Raw genomic sequence first — 13,588 nt, 5'->3', positions numbered from 1 at the left:
GACTGGGTGGGAGTTGGGAAAGGCAGAAGTGATAAAAGTTTCCAACTCCTTTCTCACTACTTTCTCTTTTGTAAAACTACCCCAAGTACTCCCACTCCGGCGAGACTTGCGCCAGTAATAAGCAAAGGCAATGCTGGATTAATTCTTGGGTTTTTCTCGGAATTTAATTCAGCATTCTTATTTGTTTGTGAGGTATTTTTTGGTAGGTTTTGACTAGGGGAATTCACCGCTTTTGGGTTAGGTGTTGGTGCTGCTACAGTTCTACCAGCCGCAACAGTAACCGGAAAGGTTAATTTAAACGCTTTAAAATTAGCATTCGCTTTAGGAGTGCCACTGATTTCTATTTCGTAATTTCCCGGTTTCGGAAATACAATATCTGCTCCCGGAATGCCTTGATATTGAGAAGTTGAAATCGGTTTTAAAGCAGCCTTTAACAGCGGAGCAGATTCTTTAATACGAGGTTTAGTGTAAACTACCATTTGGCAATTACAATCTTTTAATGGAATTAGTTTTCCACCTTTGCGAGTTAGTGCTACCCAAGTTTCCGAAGATTCCCCTGATTTGGGATTATCATTTGGTTCAATGTGTAAAGTTCCACCTACATCTTCGGCAATTTTTACAGAATGGGCGGAAACGGGAGTAATTGCTAATCCCAGAAATAGCAATGTCGCCAAACTTTTATTCAGGCTTAAGCGGTGTAGCATAGAATTTTTCTAAAGATAAGATTGACCAAAATTGACGCGATCGCACCAAAAAAACCCCAAAACTAACTACTATTAAAATCCCCGTCCTTAACTTATTTTCCCAAGTCCATTGCAACCCACCTAAATAATGAGAACCAATCACTACAGCATGAATCGCACATAACAGAAAAGCTGGCACAGCTAACAAATGAATTTGTCGCCAACGATTGCCTAAACTTTTCTGAAAGCGATCGAAACTCGTCACCGTTGCCGGAATCATTAATATTAACGCTACAATTCCCGTCACCATACCCAATTGATGTAAAGGCAACATAAACGAAACCGCGTTAAAATTCCAACTCAAAGTATGGTCTAAAATATGAGCAACATGAGCTAAAGCTAAGACAAAAGCACCCACACCCAAAGCCCTCCGATATCGCAAAAGATTAGGTGAAATTTTGCTAATTGGACGAGCAATTAACGCCAACATTAAAAATAGTAAAGCTCCATGACTGGTGAAGTCTATCATCGTATCACCAGTACGTAATAAAGTTAAAACACCGATCGCGATCGTAATCCAGCCACCCATACGAAACAACTGACTCCGACGATTCGCACTGACAAAAGAAGTCGAAACTCCCACCCCCAACATCATCGGTAAAGTTCCCAACCCAAAAGCCAACATCGTCACCGCACCAACCCAAAGATTACCAGTTTCCGCCGCCTTAATTTGAGCCGCATAGAGAAAACCACAGGGAATGAAACCCCAAATTATTCCCAAAATCGCCGGAGTCCACCAACGATTTTGCAAAGAAAGATTCAGCATCATTTTACTTAAGCGATCGTGCAACTTCCCCTGAGTCAAAGGGTGAAAAATCGGGATCGGTGGCAAAAAATCCGGCTTCACCTGCGCCAAACCAAACCAAATCAACATGATCCCCGTCAACACCGCGATCGATCGCCGCAACACACTATCGATCCCCGCCATCTGTCCGCTAGCAATCAATACCGAACCAAAAGCGCCAATAATCGCCCCCACCAACGCATAACTGAGAATTCGCCCGAAATTCAGCAAACTATGAAAAAATAACTGTTGTCGCCAACTCGCACCCAGCTTTGGCTTCTGGGAAAGGGAAAAAGCCACACTCAAAGGGCCACACATCCCGATACAATGACCAAAACTTCCCAAGAAACCCAAAGCAGTCATCAGCAACAAATCGAGCATTTTGGTCTTAGTCTCCCAGAGAGTCACTCACAATCAAAGTGATTTTAGCTGAAGACGGGGGCAGGGGAGCAGGGGAGCAGGAGAGCAGAGGAAATTAATTAATTTAAAACTCAAAAATTAAAACTCAAAACTCTATCATTCGGTAAACTTTTTAGGGAAAGCTTTAATAGGAAGCGATCGCTTTTCCAAATCACCCAAACCAAGAGAGCAAGCGATCGGTAAACCTAATTCACTGGCGAAACGCTCCTGTAAGACAGGCATCATGCCTGTCACAGACCTTTCACAGACCTGTCACAGACACAAAAGATCCAGCATCTTCAGAGCATTTACTAGCCAAAACTCACCCACAACAAATCAATTAGCCGCTTTACTTTAGGTATTTGAGGTATCAGTATGACCAGCATCTTATCGGTTAGTTCCGCAGAATTGTCCCACAGGCGAAAAACACTACGTCGTCAAAGAAGACGACAACTAGTTTGTGGAATTTGGCGCATTGTCGCCATTAGCAGTTTGGCAGGTGGATTAAGCTGGGTAGCCACCCAACCAGTCTGGGTAATTAAACAACCCGAACAAATTAACATCGAAGGTAATCAAATTCTTTCCGATCGAGGAGTTCGCTCTTTGTTATCCTTGTCCTATCCCCAGTCACTACTGCGAATAGAGCCAAAAACCGTCGCTCAACAGCTAGAAACAAAGCAAACATTAATCGCCAAAGCATCAGTCAGCCGCCAACTATTTCCACCCAGCTTAACAGTCAAAGTCGAAGAACGAGAACCAGTAGTTACAGCCGTCTCAGTCAATCCCAGCACCTCTGCCACACCCCAATTAACCACACCCCCAACCAACCAAGCAAATCCCACCGATCGACCCGAAGCAATCGCCCCCCCGCCGCCTCCCACAGTCCCAGTAGGATTAATCGATGCCCAAGGTACGTGGATACCAATCGAAAACTATAATTCTGCCGGACAACCGCTTCCTTTGCCCCCACTGCGAATTATTGGCGATCGGCAACAATATTTACCGCATTGGTCACAAATGTATCAAATATTGCGTCGCTCTCCGATAAAAGTCTCGGAAATAGACTGGCAAAACCCCGCTAATGTAATCTTAAAAACGGACATCGGCACAGTACATTTAGGAATCTATGGATCTCAGTTTGCCGACCAACTGGCAGTTTTAGACCAAATGCGCCAATTGTCAAAGGAAGTTAATGGACACCCAATTGCTTACATTGACTTAACAGACCCAAACTCACCCGCTGTTCAATTACAATATCCAACAAATCAACTTCAGTCTGAGTCTGCTAAAAATCTTCAAAATCTAAAGATACGCTCACAAAGAACACCAAACTCTAACAGAGAGCGATAAGCTATTCTCAGCAAAAGTTGCTATATAATCAATCAGCTTGTCACTATTTATTGGTTTTTCAACCACCTTACCCTATAGTTGACTTGAGCTACCTAGAATTGAAAAGTTGTTTAGGGACTATTTTTTGATTCCAATGACTCTTAATAATAAACAGGGGCTCGCAAATAAACTTTCCCAAGCAGAGGGACAACAGGGTGTGGCACCAGGGATGGATGCCAATAATCCTTATATGATTGCTGGATTTCAGTTTGGTCAAGTTCGCGAACCCAAAGATATGGCTGAAGAAGCACACAGCGGCGACATCGTACCGAGTCGGGTAGCCAAAATTAAAGTGATTGGTGTTGGTGGTGGGGGCAGCAATGCTGTCAACCGCATGATCGCCAGCGACCTCTCAGGAGTAGAATTTTGGTCAATTAACACCGATGCTCAAGCCTTGGCTTTATCATCTGCCACAAAACGCTTGCAAATCGGACAAAAATTAACTCGTGGTTTAGGTGCTGGTGGTAATCCAGCCGTAGGTCAAAAGGCAGCAGAAGAATCTCGCGATGAAATAACTGCTGCTGTTGGTAACTCAGATTTAGTGTTTATCACCGCTGGCATGGGTGGTGGTACAGGTACGGGTGCAGCCGCAGTCGTAGCTGATGTCGCTAAAGAAGCAGGTGCCTTAACAGTAGGTGTGGTGACTCGTCCGTTCTTTTTTGAAGGACGACAACGGATTAACAAAGCTGAAGAAGGAATCGCTGCCTTACAAAGTCGGGTGGATACGTTGATTATTATCCCGAACGATCGCATCCTCTCCGTAGTTCCCGAAAACACCCCCCTGCAAGACGCTTTTCGTCAAGCCGATGACATCCTCCGTCAAGGTGTCCAAGGGATCTCCGATATCATTACTATCCCCGGACTAGTCAACGTAGACTTTGCCGATGTCCGGGCAGTGATGGCAGATGCTGGATCGGCCTTGATGGGTATCGGTGAAGGATCTGGTAAATCACGGGCTACGGAAGCAGCTACTACTGCTATTTCTTCACCTTTACTAGAATCCTCGGTGAAAGGCGCTAGAGGCGTAGTGTTCAACATTACGGGTGGTAGCGACCTCACCTTGCATGAAGTGAATGCAGCCGCAGAAATCATCTACGATGTTGTCGATCCCAACGCCAACATCATCTTTGGCGCGGTGATTGATGACAAAATGCAAGGCGAAGTTAGGATTACCGTAATTGCCACAGGGTTTAGTGGGGAAGCTCAACCACAAGGGCAGCAATCACGCCCAGCTGCGAAGCAACACAATCAGCCAGCAGTTAAACCTGTGACAAACGTTAATGTCAGAACTGAACCAGAAAGACAACCACCGTTACAACCACCTGGATTAGATATTCCAGAGTTTCTCCAAAGAAATCGTCCGAAGAGAGACAACTAATCTCTTTTCTCTCTCAGTTTTGGCGACAAATTACTGAAGCGGTGATGCAGAGGAAGTGTAGCCGGATTGCGGAGAATCGATCTAAACGGTTAATTGTTGCGTTGGTAAGGTTTGGTTTTGCCTGTTAATTCCCTTTTCTGGTAGGGTAAGCATCAAGAACTTAACTATGCTTCTGGGTGTAATGGCAAAATTAAAAGTATCGAGAAACCGCCTTGTTTGACTTTTCGGTGGTAATTTCTGAGGGGAAAAGTTTCCCTAAGAGTTACAGAAAAACATAAAGGAATTGGGTTTCTCGACCTGCCCCAACCACGGAAAACTTCCTTCGGTATAACAAAGGAAACTGCATTGAGTGTACCAGTAGCTTTGACGATCGCAGGTTCAGATAGTGGCGGCGGAGCCGGAATACAAGCAGATTTAAGGACTTTTGCCTTTCACTGCGTTCACGGTACTAGCGCCATTACCTGTGTGACAGCGCAAAATACTTTAGGTGTAAACCGGGTCGATCCCCTGCCTGTGGCGGCTGTAGTCGCCCAAATACAGGCAGTTGTCACCGATATCGGGGTGCAAGCTACAAAAACTGGAATGTTGCTCAATCAGGAGATTATTCTGGCTGTAGCTCAACAGGTAACAGAGTTAAAAATTACAAATTTGGTAGTCGATCCAGTAATGGTATCGCGCACTGGGGCGCAGTTAATTGATGATGGCGCGATCGTCTGTTTGCGCGATCGACTAATTCCCCAAGCGACTATTGTCACTCCCAATCGTTACGAGGCACAAATCCTCAGCGGTTGCCAAATTGAAAGTTTAGCAGATATGCAAGCAGCGGCTCAACGAATTCACAAACTGGGAACACCAGCGGTTTTGGTGAAGGGTGGCGGAATGTCGGGAGATTTACGGGGCGTGGATGTGTGGTTTGATGGCGAGCAGCTTTTAAGCTTAACTACATCAGTGGTGGAAACAACTAATACTCATGGGACTGGTTGTACTTTGGCAGCCGCGATCGCAGCGAATTTAGCCCAAGGAAAAGATTTATTAACCGCCGTGCAAAAAGCTAAAGATTATGTTACCACTGCTTTAAACTACGGCCTCAGTATCGGTAAAGGTCAAGGGCCAGTAGGACATTTCTTTCCCCTAATTGCCCACAATAACCGAGCAATCTAAAACAGATTACTAACCAATTACGGACAATTTTATGGAATCGATCGCGGTTGTGTTATCCTGATTGGGACTATATCTTAGGCATAGTTGAAATCTAAGCAATTAAGCTTAGTTGAGAGAAGTGTTAAACAGGTTGCCTCTGGCTGACCTAGCTTTAAGTTAGAGCAAAACTTATGATGCCAAATTTCAATCCCAAGCAACCCCACCAAAATGCGGGAAATGGTGGTCAGAATATCCCCACATCGGCTGGAAATAATGCTCGTTCAGTACCAATTTCGATTTATCGGGAACTAGCAGCTGAGTTGCAAGCGACAAGGGTAATGCTGGAATCACTAAATAACCAAAATCAGCAGTTGTACGAACAAAATCAACAATTGCGCCGGGAAATTGAAAAGGTGGTTCATTCGGCTATATATCTAAAGCAGGTGGCTGATGCTTCCAATCCGGGAATTCGCCAGCGTGATTTTATTCATCCAGAAATGCGATCGGAATCAATAGATATATCTTATCTACGACAATTAAATAAGCATCCGGGGCAAAATTCTCCGATTAATCCGCCCACTTTGGGAGTAGAAGCTTTTGAAGATAATGAGCCATTGATACCGATTTTTCAAGAGAAGTTGGTAACAGAACAAGTGCAAGGACGTTATCGCCGGAATAGTCAATTAGATCGCAATTCTGAGATTAATGGTTGGTGGTTGACTTTGGCGATCGTTTTAATTGTAGTCACCGCTTTTGGTGCTGGCTATTTGTTTATGCGCCCACTTTTGATTAAACGATAATTTTTAGCAGTTATCTGCTGGTGAGGATTGGGTTTCTTTGGTTGTAATTGTCAGTTGGAAACCCAGTTCATTTAGTAATTGGATGAAAGTGTAAATTTCTGAAGCATTGCTTTCGGTTAGCATTTTATCGAGCTTTTCATGCAATTGTTTTGTTGATTCGGAGAGATTGTTAGTATTAATCTGCGCCTCAATAACATCTTTCAGAACTGCTCGCAGTAATTCTGGATCTGGGCTTTCTTCTGACAATTCTAAAACAGCTTCAATATAAGCAGCAGATCTTTCCGGGTTTTTGAGAGATTCAATTAGAAACTCACGGTAACTTCTACTTGTGGGAATTTTCACGTCTTTCATAATCTCTCCAGTATTTAATAGCTTGGCGAATATCTTTTTCTTGTGTACTTTTATCCCCACCGCAGAGGAGAAGTACAATTGTCATTCCTATTTGTCCAAAGTAAACTCGATAGCCCGGACCATAATTAATTCTAAGTTCACAAACTCCTTCTCCAACCGATCGATAATCTCCCAAATTGCCTAGTTCAACTCGCCTAAGTCGCTTTTGGATTCTGGCTGTAGCTTTCATATCCTGAAGCGAATAATACCATTCTTCAAAAGGACTCTTTCCATCGGGTGTCAAATAGTTTTGAATTTCCCTTGGTTGGGCTTCCATGATTTTATTGTAGTTCCAGAATTATCTGATTTCACCATAAATCGCATCATATCAAAATCGGGAACTCATTCAGTTTCTTTCGCTGAAATAGTCACTTGAAATCCTAGTGAATTGATTAGTTCAATAAAAGTGTATATTTCAGTAGCATTACTTTCGGTTAGTATGCGATCGAGCTTTTCATGCAATTGTTTTGTTGATTCGGAAAGGCGATCGCTCTTTTCCCAAGCTTCAACCACATTTCTAATTGCCTTTCGTAATAATACTGGTTGATCGCCGCCTTCTTCCAAAACTACCTCAATATAACCAGCAGCTTCTTCGCGGTTTTTCAGAGACTCAATTAAGTAGTCATGATAGCTATCACTCGTTGGCGTTTTCAGATTTTTCATAATTAGCCCAATACTCCTTAGCTTTGCGAATATCTCGATTTTGAGTGCTTTTATCTCCGCCACAGAGGAGAATAATAATAATAGATCCTATTTGTCCAAAATAAACTCGATAACCGGGGCCATAATCAATTCTAAGCTCAAAAACTCCTTCTCCAACTGAACAGCAATCCCCTAAATTTCCCTCTTCAATTCGGTCAAGTCTTAACTGAATCCGGTTTTTGGCTTTTGTATCTCTAAGAGAATCCAACCACTCAGCAAAAGGAACTCTACCATCTTGAGTAATGTAACGTCGAATTTGCTTTGGTTGTACTTCCATAATTTTATTGTAGTTCCAGAATTATCTGATTTCACGATAAATCGCATAATATCAAAATCGGGAACTCATTCAGTTTCTTTCGCTGAAATAGTCACTTGAAATCCTAGTGAATTGATTAGTTCAATAAAAGTGTATATTTCAGTAGCATTAGTTTCGGTTAGTATTCGATCGAGCTTTTCATGCAATTGTTTTGTTGATTCGGAAAGGCGATGATCGCTTTTTGCCCAAGCTTCAATAACTTTCCTCAGCGCATTTCGGAGAAGTTCCGGTTCAGGATCTTCTTCTTCTAAAATAGCTTCAATATAACCAGCAGCGTGTTCAGAATCTTTGAGAAATTGAATCAAATCTTCATGGTAACTAACACTTTTGATTTTAAGCATTGTCTTAACTCCTATATTCTGCCCAGTATTCTTTAGCTGTGTTAATGTCTTGAACTTGAGTGCTTTTATCCCCACCACAGAGTAGAAGAATAATCATAGATCCTACTTGTCCAAAATAAATCAGGAATGGTGCGTTAGCGCAGCGTAACGCACCCTACAGTTATATTGATTTTTGGAATTGGGTTTTTATTAGTTTTTGTACGCTTACTAAGGCTTTGTTTAATTCATAATTTTTCCTTTCTGGATGTTGCAAATAAGCTTGTTGTTCTTCTTCAATCATCACTAAATCTTGACGCACTAAGTTATTAAGTAAACCTTTGGCTGCATTAAAGGAAGCGTTTTTGACGAAGCGGCGAAACCACACAGGTAATATATGTAATTTGTCAAAGGCATTTAAAGAAGTGAAATGAATTAAATAAGCGCGAGTTTTTGTTTCACTTACCGGACAAAATAAACAACAAATTTTAAAATCCTCACCTAATGTTGCTACCCAATGAGGATAAATATAACTCACATCTAACGGTTCAGGATGCAACTTTCGTAAAGCGGGAATAAATAACTGTAAAACTGCCCATTCTCTGTTAATTCGGTAATAGCTTTGGGCTTGATAATGAGCATGAACTTTGTTATCATCTTCATCAATATGTTGTAATATAGGATTTGCCCAAGCTTGTAAGTCTTGATGCAAATGTCCGTGATACATATCCATCAGGTTTTCGATTAAAAATGAATAGTGAGATGGACAATCAAAACCTGTATAACTGACAATATAATTCAGATGATCCCATTCTGGTAATGGCAAAGGTGAAACTAAATTTGATAAGGTTTCATCACCGGGAAATACCCAGATAAATCCGTCTTTTTCAATTACGGGATAGTTGCGAATTTTACAGTTGGGTAATTTTTGATTGGCTGCTAAATAGGGGACTTCGGCGCATTCGCCAGCAGCGTTAAACCGCCAACCGTGATAAGCACATTCTAGTTGATTATTGATAAGTTTTCCGTGACTTAGTTTAACTTGGCGATGGGGACATCTGTCTTCTAAGGCGTATATTTTACCTGTGTTGTCTCGGTAAATTACTATTGGTTGATTCCATAAGGTAACGCCTAAAGGTTGGTTTTTTAATTCGCTAATTTGGGCGGCGACATACCAATGATTTAGATTAATTCCTAACTTCCGAATGTCGCGAGAGTTGTTGATTGAAGAGAGAGCATTCATGACAAGAAAACCTGATTTAAAGCTAAATTTTTAACCGCAGATGAACGCAGATGAACGCAGATAGGTTTTGGGTTTATTGCGTTCATCTTGGGGATGAGTTTAAATTTTTAGTAGTCCTTCGGGGTTGACTGTAAATAAGGTGCGTCTTTGCAATCCTTGGCGGTGCAAAATTTCGTTTGCTGCTAGGAAACCGCTACTAATTGCTCTTTCCATTAAACCACAAGGGAAGGGCATTTTTACCCAATCTCCAGCGAATAAAAGGTTGGGTATTTCGCTGGTTGTTTGGGGGCGTTCTGCATAACTATTCGGCGGATAACCGGAGAAGTTTTTTTGATTGACTAGTTCTCGATGCAGGATGTTTGCTTGTTGCAGTTCGGGGACTATTTCATATAGTTCTTGTTCAAAGGTTGTGAGTAGTGTTTCTTGGGTGGGAAACTCTTTTTCTTTGTAGCAATATGCGTGTAGTTCGACTACGCTTCCTCCGGTTTTCTTTGCCCATTCAATGAATTGATCTTGGATGCGATGATAGAGGGTGATACTATCAGTTAGGCGATAGCCGGATAGGGAGGTAAACCAACTTTGTTCCCACTGAAAATCGCGATCGAACCAAAAACGACAAACTGCAAAGGGATCTGCTACTGGTAGTTTTGCAATTTGGGTTTTTACTTTCTCGTTAACATCGCCATTGATGCGGGTAAATAGTTGGCGCACTCCGGGAACATCAGTGGCGAAAACGTAGTAATCTGTTTGAATGGTGTTGGTTGATTTAGTTGAGTTGGGGTTGTTTGTGGTGGCGATTAGTTGGAGTCGATCGGATTGGCGATCGATCACTTTATACTTCGCCAAATCCCTTTGAGCAGGCCCTTTAATAACTTTACCATCTTTATTAAAGGCGGCACCGTGACAAGGACAGTGAAATTCACCATTTGCCTGTTTTTGTACAGTACAACCTTGGTGAGTGCAAGTTAAAGAAATCGCTTCATTACTATTAGCTTTTACTGCAAAAACTTCATCCCCAGCACCAAAATATTCTACTTGCTTATCAGCGATGTATTCATTGCGACTTACCCAAAAAGGCACATCATTACTATTGTTACCTTGATAATAAGTTAAAGTATCAATTTTGCCTTGAGAGGCATTAATTTCTTTAACGGTTGCCTCAGTAACAATTGTTCCACCTTTACTTTGAATTGCTTGCGCGATCGGTTGCACTAAACTAGTTCCCATGTCCTGTTTAGTACCATTAAAAGCTAAACCTTCCGGGTTGCCAAAAAAGTAGAAATGGAAGAATTGCATTAACTCGCCAACACTCATTTCGTCAGGAGCATTTAAACTCGATTTAGCAAAGGGAAGGAAGTATAAATCATATAATCCTCGCGGAAATTCTTTTTCTACCCATTCCGCAACTGAAATATTATCAAGCCGTTGAAAAGTTTTCTCAGTTTGAAATCCGGTAATAGCCCGGAAAACTTGCCAATGTTCCCATTTTGTCAAGTTAATTCCCCAGCGTAAACGGTTATGAGAAGAAAAGGCTAAATCTACAATATTCCAGGGGAAAGCAGAATGACTGGGGCGAAATACTTCGGGTTGATATTTAGCATCTCGATAGACAACTGAGTAAAATTTCAAATCCAGAAAATTATCAGTAATTTCCAGTTCTTTGACTAAACTTTTTAAGTTATAATACTGAGGGAAAAAGCCGTGAAACCCATGTTCCATCATAAAAGTTTCTTCGCCTACTTGTATAGGCCAACTGGCAATTTTTCCTCCTAATTGCGGCGATTTTTCTAATAGCGTAACTTGAAAACCTCGTTGGCTTAATTCATAAGCACAAGCTAATCCAGCTAAACCTCCACCAACTACGGTGACACTAATTGGTTTATTTGTCCAACGGGGTAAATTGAGGGTATCCTGTTGAAAAATTGTTGGTTGTGGTTTAGAAAAACGGGAATACCCCACTACACCACCAACTGCACCGACACCGAACATTTTTATAAAAGTACGTCGTGAAATTGTCGGTAATTGGGCGTATCTTGATAATTGATTCATGAACTACTTTACTAACTCCTCACATGATGATGAAATATGGGCGGGAAACGCTGGCTGTGGCTCAGCGAATTTTAATTGAGTTATTCCGACGGCGACGTAGCCTGATTTTTTGGAGTGTTTTTCCCATTGCGCTGCTTTTGCTCAACGGATTTATTTTTGCAGAACGCGCTCAACAGTCAATGGTTTTTGGTTTGGAAAATGCTAAACCGACTACTTTGGCTTTTGAAAATGCTGCACCAACTACTTTGGTAGGGGCGGCGCTGTTTTTTAGCTGCTTGGGTGGTACTGTGACTACGGTGGTAGCGGAACGAGAGCAGCAAACGCTCAAGCGGTTGTTTATTTCTCCTTTGAGTGGAACTGCTTATTTTCTCGGCATTTTCGTTGCTCATTGTTGCATAGGTGTTGGTCAGAGTTTGTTGGTGTATGCGATCGCCTCTTTCTGGGAAGCTAAATTTCACGGCTCTCTCCTTTTGGGAGCAATGATTATTTTACTCAGTATTATCTCCTATGTTGGTGTGGGATTTATTCTCGGTACACAATTAGCTCGTCGTGCTGATGATATTAATGCTTTAGTAGCAACTTTTGGTGTACCTTTATTAATTTTAGGAGGGGCATTTATTCCCAGTTTTGTCTTTCCGAAATTTCTGCTAGACTTGGCTAAATTTAATCCCATTTATCACATGACTGAAGCACTACTCGGTGTGTCTGCTAATGGCAATGGATTAACAGAAATTGCCTCGCATTTTTGGTTTTTGTTGGCGTTTGCTATTTTGATGATTGGTGCAGGTTGGTTATCTTATGGGCGGATGTTGCGTGTAGAACGTAGGTTATAAATCTGTAGATCTCCGACTTCTTCAAGAAGTCGGTAATCTGGAAAAAGCTAACTTTATCAGGGAAAGTAATGTTGTTAATTGAAAAGATCAATAAGTCTTACGGAAAGCGTCAAGTTCTGCAAAATTTAAACTTACAAATTAATTTTGGAGAAATTTATGGTTTACTGGGGCCAAATGGAGCAGGTAAAACAACGACAATCAATATTATATGTAATTTGCTGAAAGCAGATAGCGGGACAATTCAAATCAACAATCAACCTGTTTCGGAAAAAAGTAAAGCAATCATTGGTGTAGCACCTCAAGAAAATTTACTTTATCAAGGGCTAAGTTGTAAAGAAAATTTGAATTTTTTTGCTCAAATTTATGGGTTAGGGGGAAAACTTCGCCAGTTACAGGTTGAAAAATGTTTAGCAGATGTCAATTTGAGCGATCGCGCAAACAGCCCGGTAGAAACTCTCAGCGGCGGGATGAAACGACGCTTAAATATTGCAGTAGCGTTAGTACATCAGCCAAAGTTACTAATATTAGATGAACCGACAACAGGATTAGATATTGAGGCGCGTTATCATATTTGGGAATTAATTCACAATTTGAAAAATCAGGGAATTACTATTTTATTAACTACCCATTTACTCGACGAAGCTGAACGCCTTTGTCAAAAAATCGGCATTCTAAAAAATGGGCGAATTTTGGCAGAAGGAACTTTGTCAGAATTGCAAAATTTGATTCCGGCAAAGGAGATAGTTACGATAGAAACCGAAGAAGAGGAAAAAGCGATCGCTCGCGCCACAGAGTTAGGTTTTACTCATCGACGCTATGGTAATAAACTAGCATTTTGGCTACCCAAAACTTTAGAACTAAAAGAAATCATTGCCACTTTCGATAACATTTCCCTAGCCTCAATTTCCCGCCAACCAATCACCTTAGAACATATTTATCTAGAAGTGACAAAACACAGTAATCATAAGCTGTTACGCATTTAAATCACTTATTAACGAGTAGGGTGCGTCAGACGGTAAAGCCTGATATAGAAAGGAAAATATCTAAATCTGACGCACCCTACAATATGACTTTTTAATGCGTAACAGCTTAGTTCCTAGTCTCC

16 protein-coding genes and 1 pseudogene are annotated in these 13,588 nt (G+C 41.5%); 6 read left to right on the top strand and 11 right to left on the bottom strand.

What is annotated here, in order from left to right:
- Window positions 1-56: 56 nt before the first annotated feature.
- The 3 genes from ACE1B6_RS19220 to ACE1B6_RS19210 form a co-directional block, all read right to left on the bottom strand.
- Complete coding sequence (locus tag ACE1B6_RS19220) at window positions 57-704, bottom strand: hypothetical protein (RefSeq protein ID WP_413258868.1); 648 nt, start codon at window positions 702-704, stop codon at window positions 57-59.
- The gene (locus tag ACE1B6_RS19215; RefSeq protein WP_413258867.1) at window positions 679-1,908 is read right to left on the bottom strand and encodes an urease accessory protein UreH domain-containing protein; all 1,230 of its coding nucleotides are present in this window, start codon (window positions 1,906-1,908) and stop codon (window positions 679-681) included. Before ACE1B6_RS19215 ends, ACE1B6_RS19220 begins: the two co-directional genes overlap by 26 nt.
- Window positions 1,909-2,043: 135 nt before the next feature.
- Window positions 2,044-2,172: a hypothetical protein gene (locus ACE1B6_RS19210; RefSeq protein WP_413258866.1), complete on the bottom strand. Its 129-nt coding sequence runs from the start codon at window positions 2,170-2,172 to the stop codon at window positions 2,044-2,046.
- A 129-nt stretch (window positions 2,173-2,301) separates the two neighbouring features.
- Between ACE1B6_RS19210 and ACE1B6_RS19205 the strand changes: the two genes are divergently transcribed.
- The 4 genes from ACE1B6_RS19205 to ACE1B6_RS19190 all read left to right on the top strand — a co-directional run bounded on the left by ACE1B6_RS19205 (window position 2,302) and on the right by ACE1B6_RS19190 (window position 6,633).
- Window positions 2,302-3,276 (top strand): cell division protein FtsQ/DivIB, encoded by a 975-nt coding sequence (locus tag ACE1B6_RS19205; protein ID WP_413258865.1) that lies wholly within the window; start codon window positions 2,302-2,304, stop codon window positions 3,274-3,276.
- Between the two features lie 133 nt (window positions 3,277-3,409).
- Window positions 3,410-4,693, top strand: coding sequence for a cell division protein FtsZ (gene ftsZ / locus ACE1B6_RS19200; protein ID WP_459563061.1), 1,284 nt, complete (start codon window positions 3,410-3,412; stop codon window positions 4,691-4,693).
- A 327-nt stretch (window positions 4,694-5,020) separates the two neighbouring features.
- Complete coding sequence (thiD, locus tag ACE1B6_RS19195) at window positions 5,021-5,854, top strand: bifunctional hydroxymethylpyrimidine kinase/phosphomethylpyrimidine kinase (RefSeq protein WP_459563066.1); 834 nt, start codon at window positions 5,021-5,023, stop codon at window positions 5,852-5,854.
- A gap of 170 nt (window positions 5,855-6,024) precedes the next feature.
- Entirely contained in the window at window positions 6,025-6,633 is a 609-nt protein-coding gene (locus ACE1B6_RS19190) for a hypothetical protein (RefSeq protein ID WP_413258863.1), read from the top strand.
- Window positions 6,634-6,636: 3 nt separating this feature from the next.
- Here the strand turns inward: ACE1B6_RS19190 and ACE1B6_RS19185 are convergent, their stop codons facing one another.
- From ACE1B6_RS19185 to ACE1B6_RS19150, 8 genes and pseudogenes are all read right to left on the bottom strand, one after another.
- Window positions 6,637-6,984 carry a helix-turn-helix domain-containing transcriptional regulator gene (locus tag ACE1B6_RS19185; RefSeq protein ID WP_413258862.1) on the bottom strand — a complete coding sequence of 116 codons (348 nt, stop codon included), beginning with the start codon at window positions 6,982-6,984 and terminating at the stop codon, window positions 6,637-6,639.
- Window positions 6,956-7,300 (bottom strand): type II toxin-antitoxin system RelE/ParE family toxin, encoded by a 345-nt coding sequence (locus ACE1B6_RS19180; protein WP_413258861.1) that lies wholly within the window; start codon window positions 7,298-7,300, stop codon window positions 6,956-6,958. Before ACE1B6_RS19180 ends, ACE1B6_RS19185 begins: the two co-directional genes overlap by 29 nt.
- Before the next feature lie 65 nt (window positions 7,301-7,365).
- Window positions 7,366-7,686, bottom strand: coding sequence for a transcriptional regulator (locus ACE1B6_RS19175; protein ID WP_413258860.1), 321 nt, complete (start codon window positions 7,684-7,686; stop codon window positions 7,366-7,368).
- Window positions 7,658-8,002, bottom strand: a complete 345-nt coding sequence (locus ACE1B6_RS19170; protein WP_413258859.1) for a type II toxin-antitoxin system RelE/ParE family toxin — start codon at window positions 8,000-8,002, stop codon at window positions 7,658-7,660. Before ACE1B6_RS19170 ends, ACE1B6_RS19175 begins: the two co-directional genes overlap by 29 nt.
- A gap of 65 nt (window positions 8,003-8,067) precedes the next feature.
- Window positions 8,068-8,382 carry a helix-turn-helix domain-containing transcriptional regulator gene (locus ACE1B6_RS19165; RefSeq protein WP_413258858.1) on the bottom strand — a complete coding sequence of 105 codons (315 nt, stop codon included), beginning with the start codon at window positions 8,380-8,382 and terminating at the stop codon, window positions 8,068-8,070.
- 4 nt (window positions 8,383-8,386) lie between these two features.
- Window positions 8,387-8,509 (bottom strand): annotated as a pseudogene (locus tag ACE1B6_RS19160) (type II toxin-antitoxin system RelE/ParE family toxin); the annotation flags it as partial.
- A gap of 33 nt (window positions 8,510-8,542) precedes the next feature.
- Window positions 8,543-9,601, bottom strand: coding sequence for an aromatic ring-hydroxylating dioxygenase subunit alpha (locus ACE1B6_RS19155; RefSeq protein WP_413258857.1), 1,059 nt, complete (start codon window positions 9,599-9,601; stop codon window positions 8,543-8,545).
- Window positions 9,602-9,700: 99 nt separating this feature from the next.
- Window positions 9,701-11,650, bottom strand: a complete 1,950-nt coding sequence (locus ACE1B6_RS19150; RefSeq protein WP_413258856.1) for an FAD-dependent oxidoreductase — start codon at window positions 11,648-11,650, stop codon at window positions 9,701-9,703.
- Between the two features lie 29 nt (window positions 11,651-11,679).
- Between ACE1B6_RS19150 and ACE1B6_RS19145 the strand changes: the two genes are divergently transcribed.
- Together ACE1B6_RS19145 and ACE1B6_RS19140 are read left to right on the top strand one after the other, a co-directional pair.
- Window positions 11,680-12,483 carry an ABC transporter permease gene (locus ACE1B6_RS19145; protein WP_413258999.1) on the top strand — a complete coding sequence of 268 codons (804 nt, stop codon included), beginning with the start codon at window positions 11,680-11,682 and terminating at the stop codon, window positions 12,481-12,483.
- A gap of 68 nt (window positions 12,484-12,551) precedes the next feature.
- Window positions 12,552-13,466 (top strand): ABC transporter ATP-binding protein, encoded by a 915-nt coding sequence (locus ACE1B6_RS19140; RefSeq protein WP_413258855.1) that lies wholly within the window; start codon window positions 12,552-12,554, stop codon window positions 13,464-13,466.
- Window positions 13,467-13,588: the final 122 nt, after the last annotated feature.

Source organism: Floridaenema fluviatile BLCC-F154 (genome assembly GCF_041929135.1).
Lineage (GTDB): Bacteria > Cyanobacteriota > Cyanobacteriia > Cyanobacteriales > Aerosakkonemataceae > Floridanema > Floridanema fluviatile.
Note: the sequence above shows the minus strand (reverse complement) of the source record. Positions and strands in the feature narration are given on the sequence as shown.

Excerpts from the sequence above, each read along its gene's own strand:
- ACE1B6_RS19210 (WP_413258866.1), bottom strand. The coding sequence starts at position 2,172 with ATGATGCCTGTCTTACAGGAGCGTTTCGCCAGTGAATTAGGTTTACCG.
- ACE1B6_RS19170 (WP_413258859.1), bottom strand. The coding sequence starts at position 8,002 with ATGGAAGTACAACCAAAGCAAATTCGACGTTACATTACTCAAGATGGT.
- ACE1B6_RS19150 (WP_413258856.1), bottom strand. The coding sequence starts at position 11,650 with ATGAATCAATTATCAAGATACGCCCAATTACCGACAATTTCACGACGT.
- ftsZ (WP_459563061.1), top strand. The coding sequence starts at position 3,410 with ATGACTCTTAATAATAAACAGGGGCTCGCAAATAAACTTTCCCAAGCA.
- ACE1B6_RS19215 (WP_413258867.1), bottom strand. The coding sequence starts at position 1,908 with ATGCTCGATTTGTTGCTGATGACTGCTTTGGGTTTCTTGGGAAGTTTT.
- ACE1B6_RS19185 (WP_413258862.1), bottom strand. The coding sequence starts at position 6,984 with ATGAAAGACGTGAAAATTCCCACAAGTAGAAGTTACCGTGAGTTTCTA.
- ACE1B6_RS19155 (WP_413258857.1), bottom strand. The coding sequence starts at position 9,601 with ATGAATGCTCTCTCTTCAATCAACAACTCTCGCGACATTCGGAAGTTA.
- ACE1B6_RS19140 (WP_413258855.1), top strand. The coding sequence starts at position 12,552 with ATGTTGTTAATTGAAAAGATCAATAAGTCTTACGGAAAGCGTCAAGTT.
- ACE1B6_RS19180 (WP_413258861.1), bottom strand. The coding sequence starts at position 7,300 with ATGGAAGCCCAACCAAGGGAAATTCAAAACTATTTGACACCCGATGGA.
- ACE1B6_RS19145 (WP_413258999.1), top strand. The coding sequence starts at position 11,680 with ATGAAATATGGGCGGGAAACGCTGGCTGTGGCTCAGCGAATTTTAATT.
- ACE1B6_RS19220 (WP_413258868.1), bottom strand. The coding sequence starts at position 704 with ATGCTACACCGCTTAAGCCTGAATAAAAGTTTGGCGACATTGCTATTT.
- ACE1B6_RS19175 (WP_413258860.1), bottom strand. The coding sequence starts at position 7,686 with ATGAAAAATCTGAAAACGCCAACGAGTGATAGCTATCATGACTACTTA.
- ACE1B6_RS19205 (WP_413258865.1), top strand. The coding sequence starts at position 2,302 with ATGACCAGCATCTTATCGGTTAGTTCCGCAGAATTGTCCCACAGGCGA.
- ACE1B6_RS19190 (WP_413258863.1), top strand. The coding sequence starts at position 6,025 with ATGATGCCAAATTTCAATCCCAAGCAACCCCACCAAAATGCGGGAAAT.
- ACE1B6_RS19165 (WP_413258858.1), bottom strand. The coding sequence starts at position 8,382 with ATGCTTAAAATCAAAAGTGTTAGTTACCATGAAGATTTGATTCAATTT.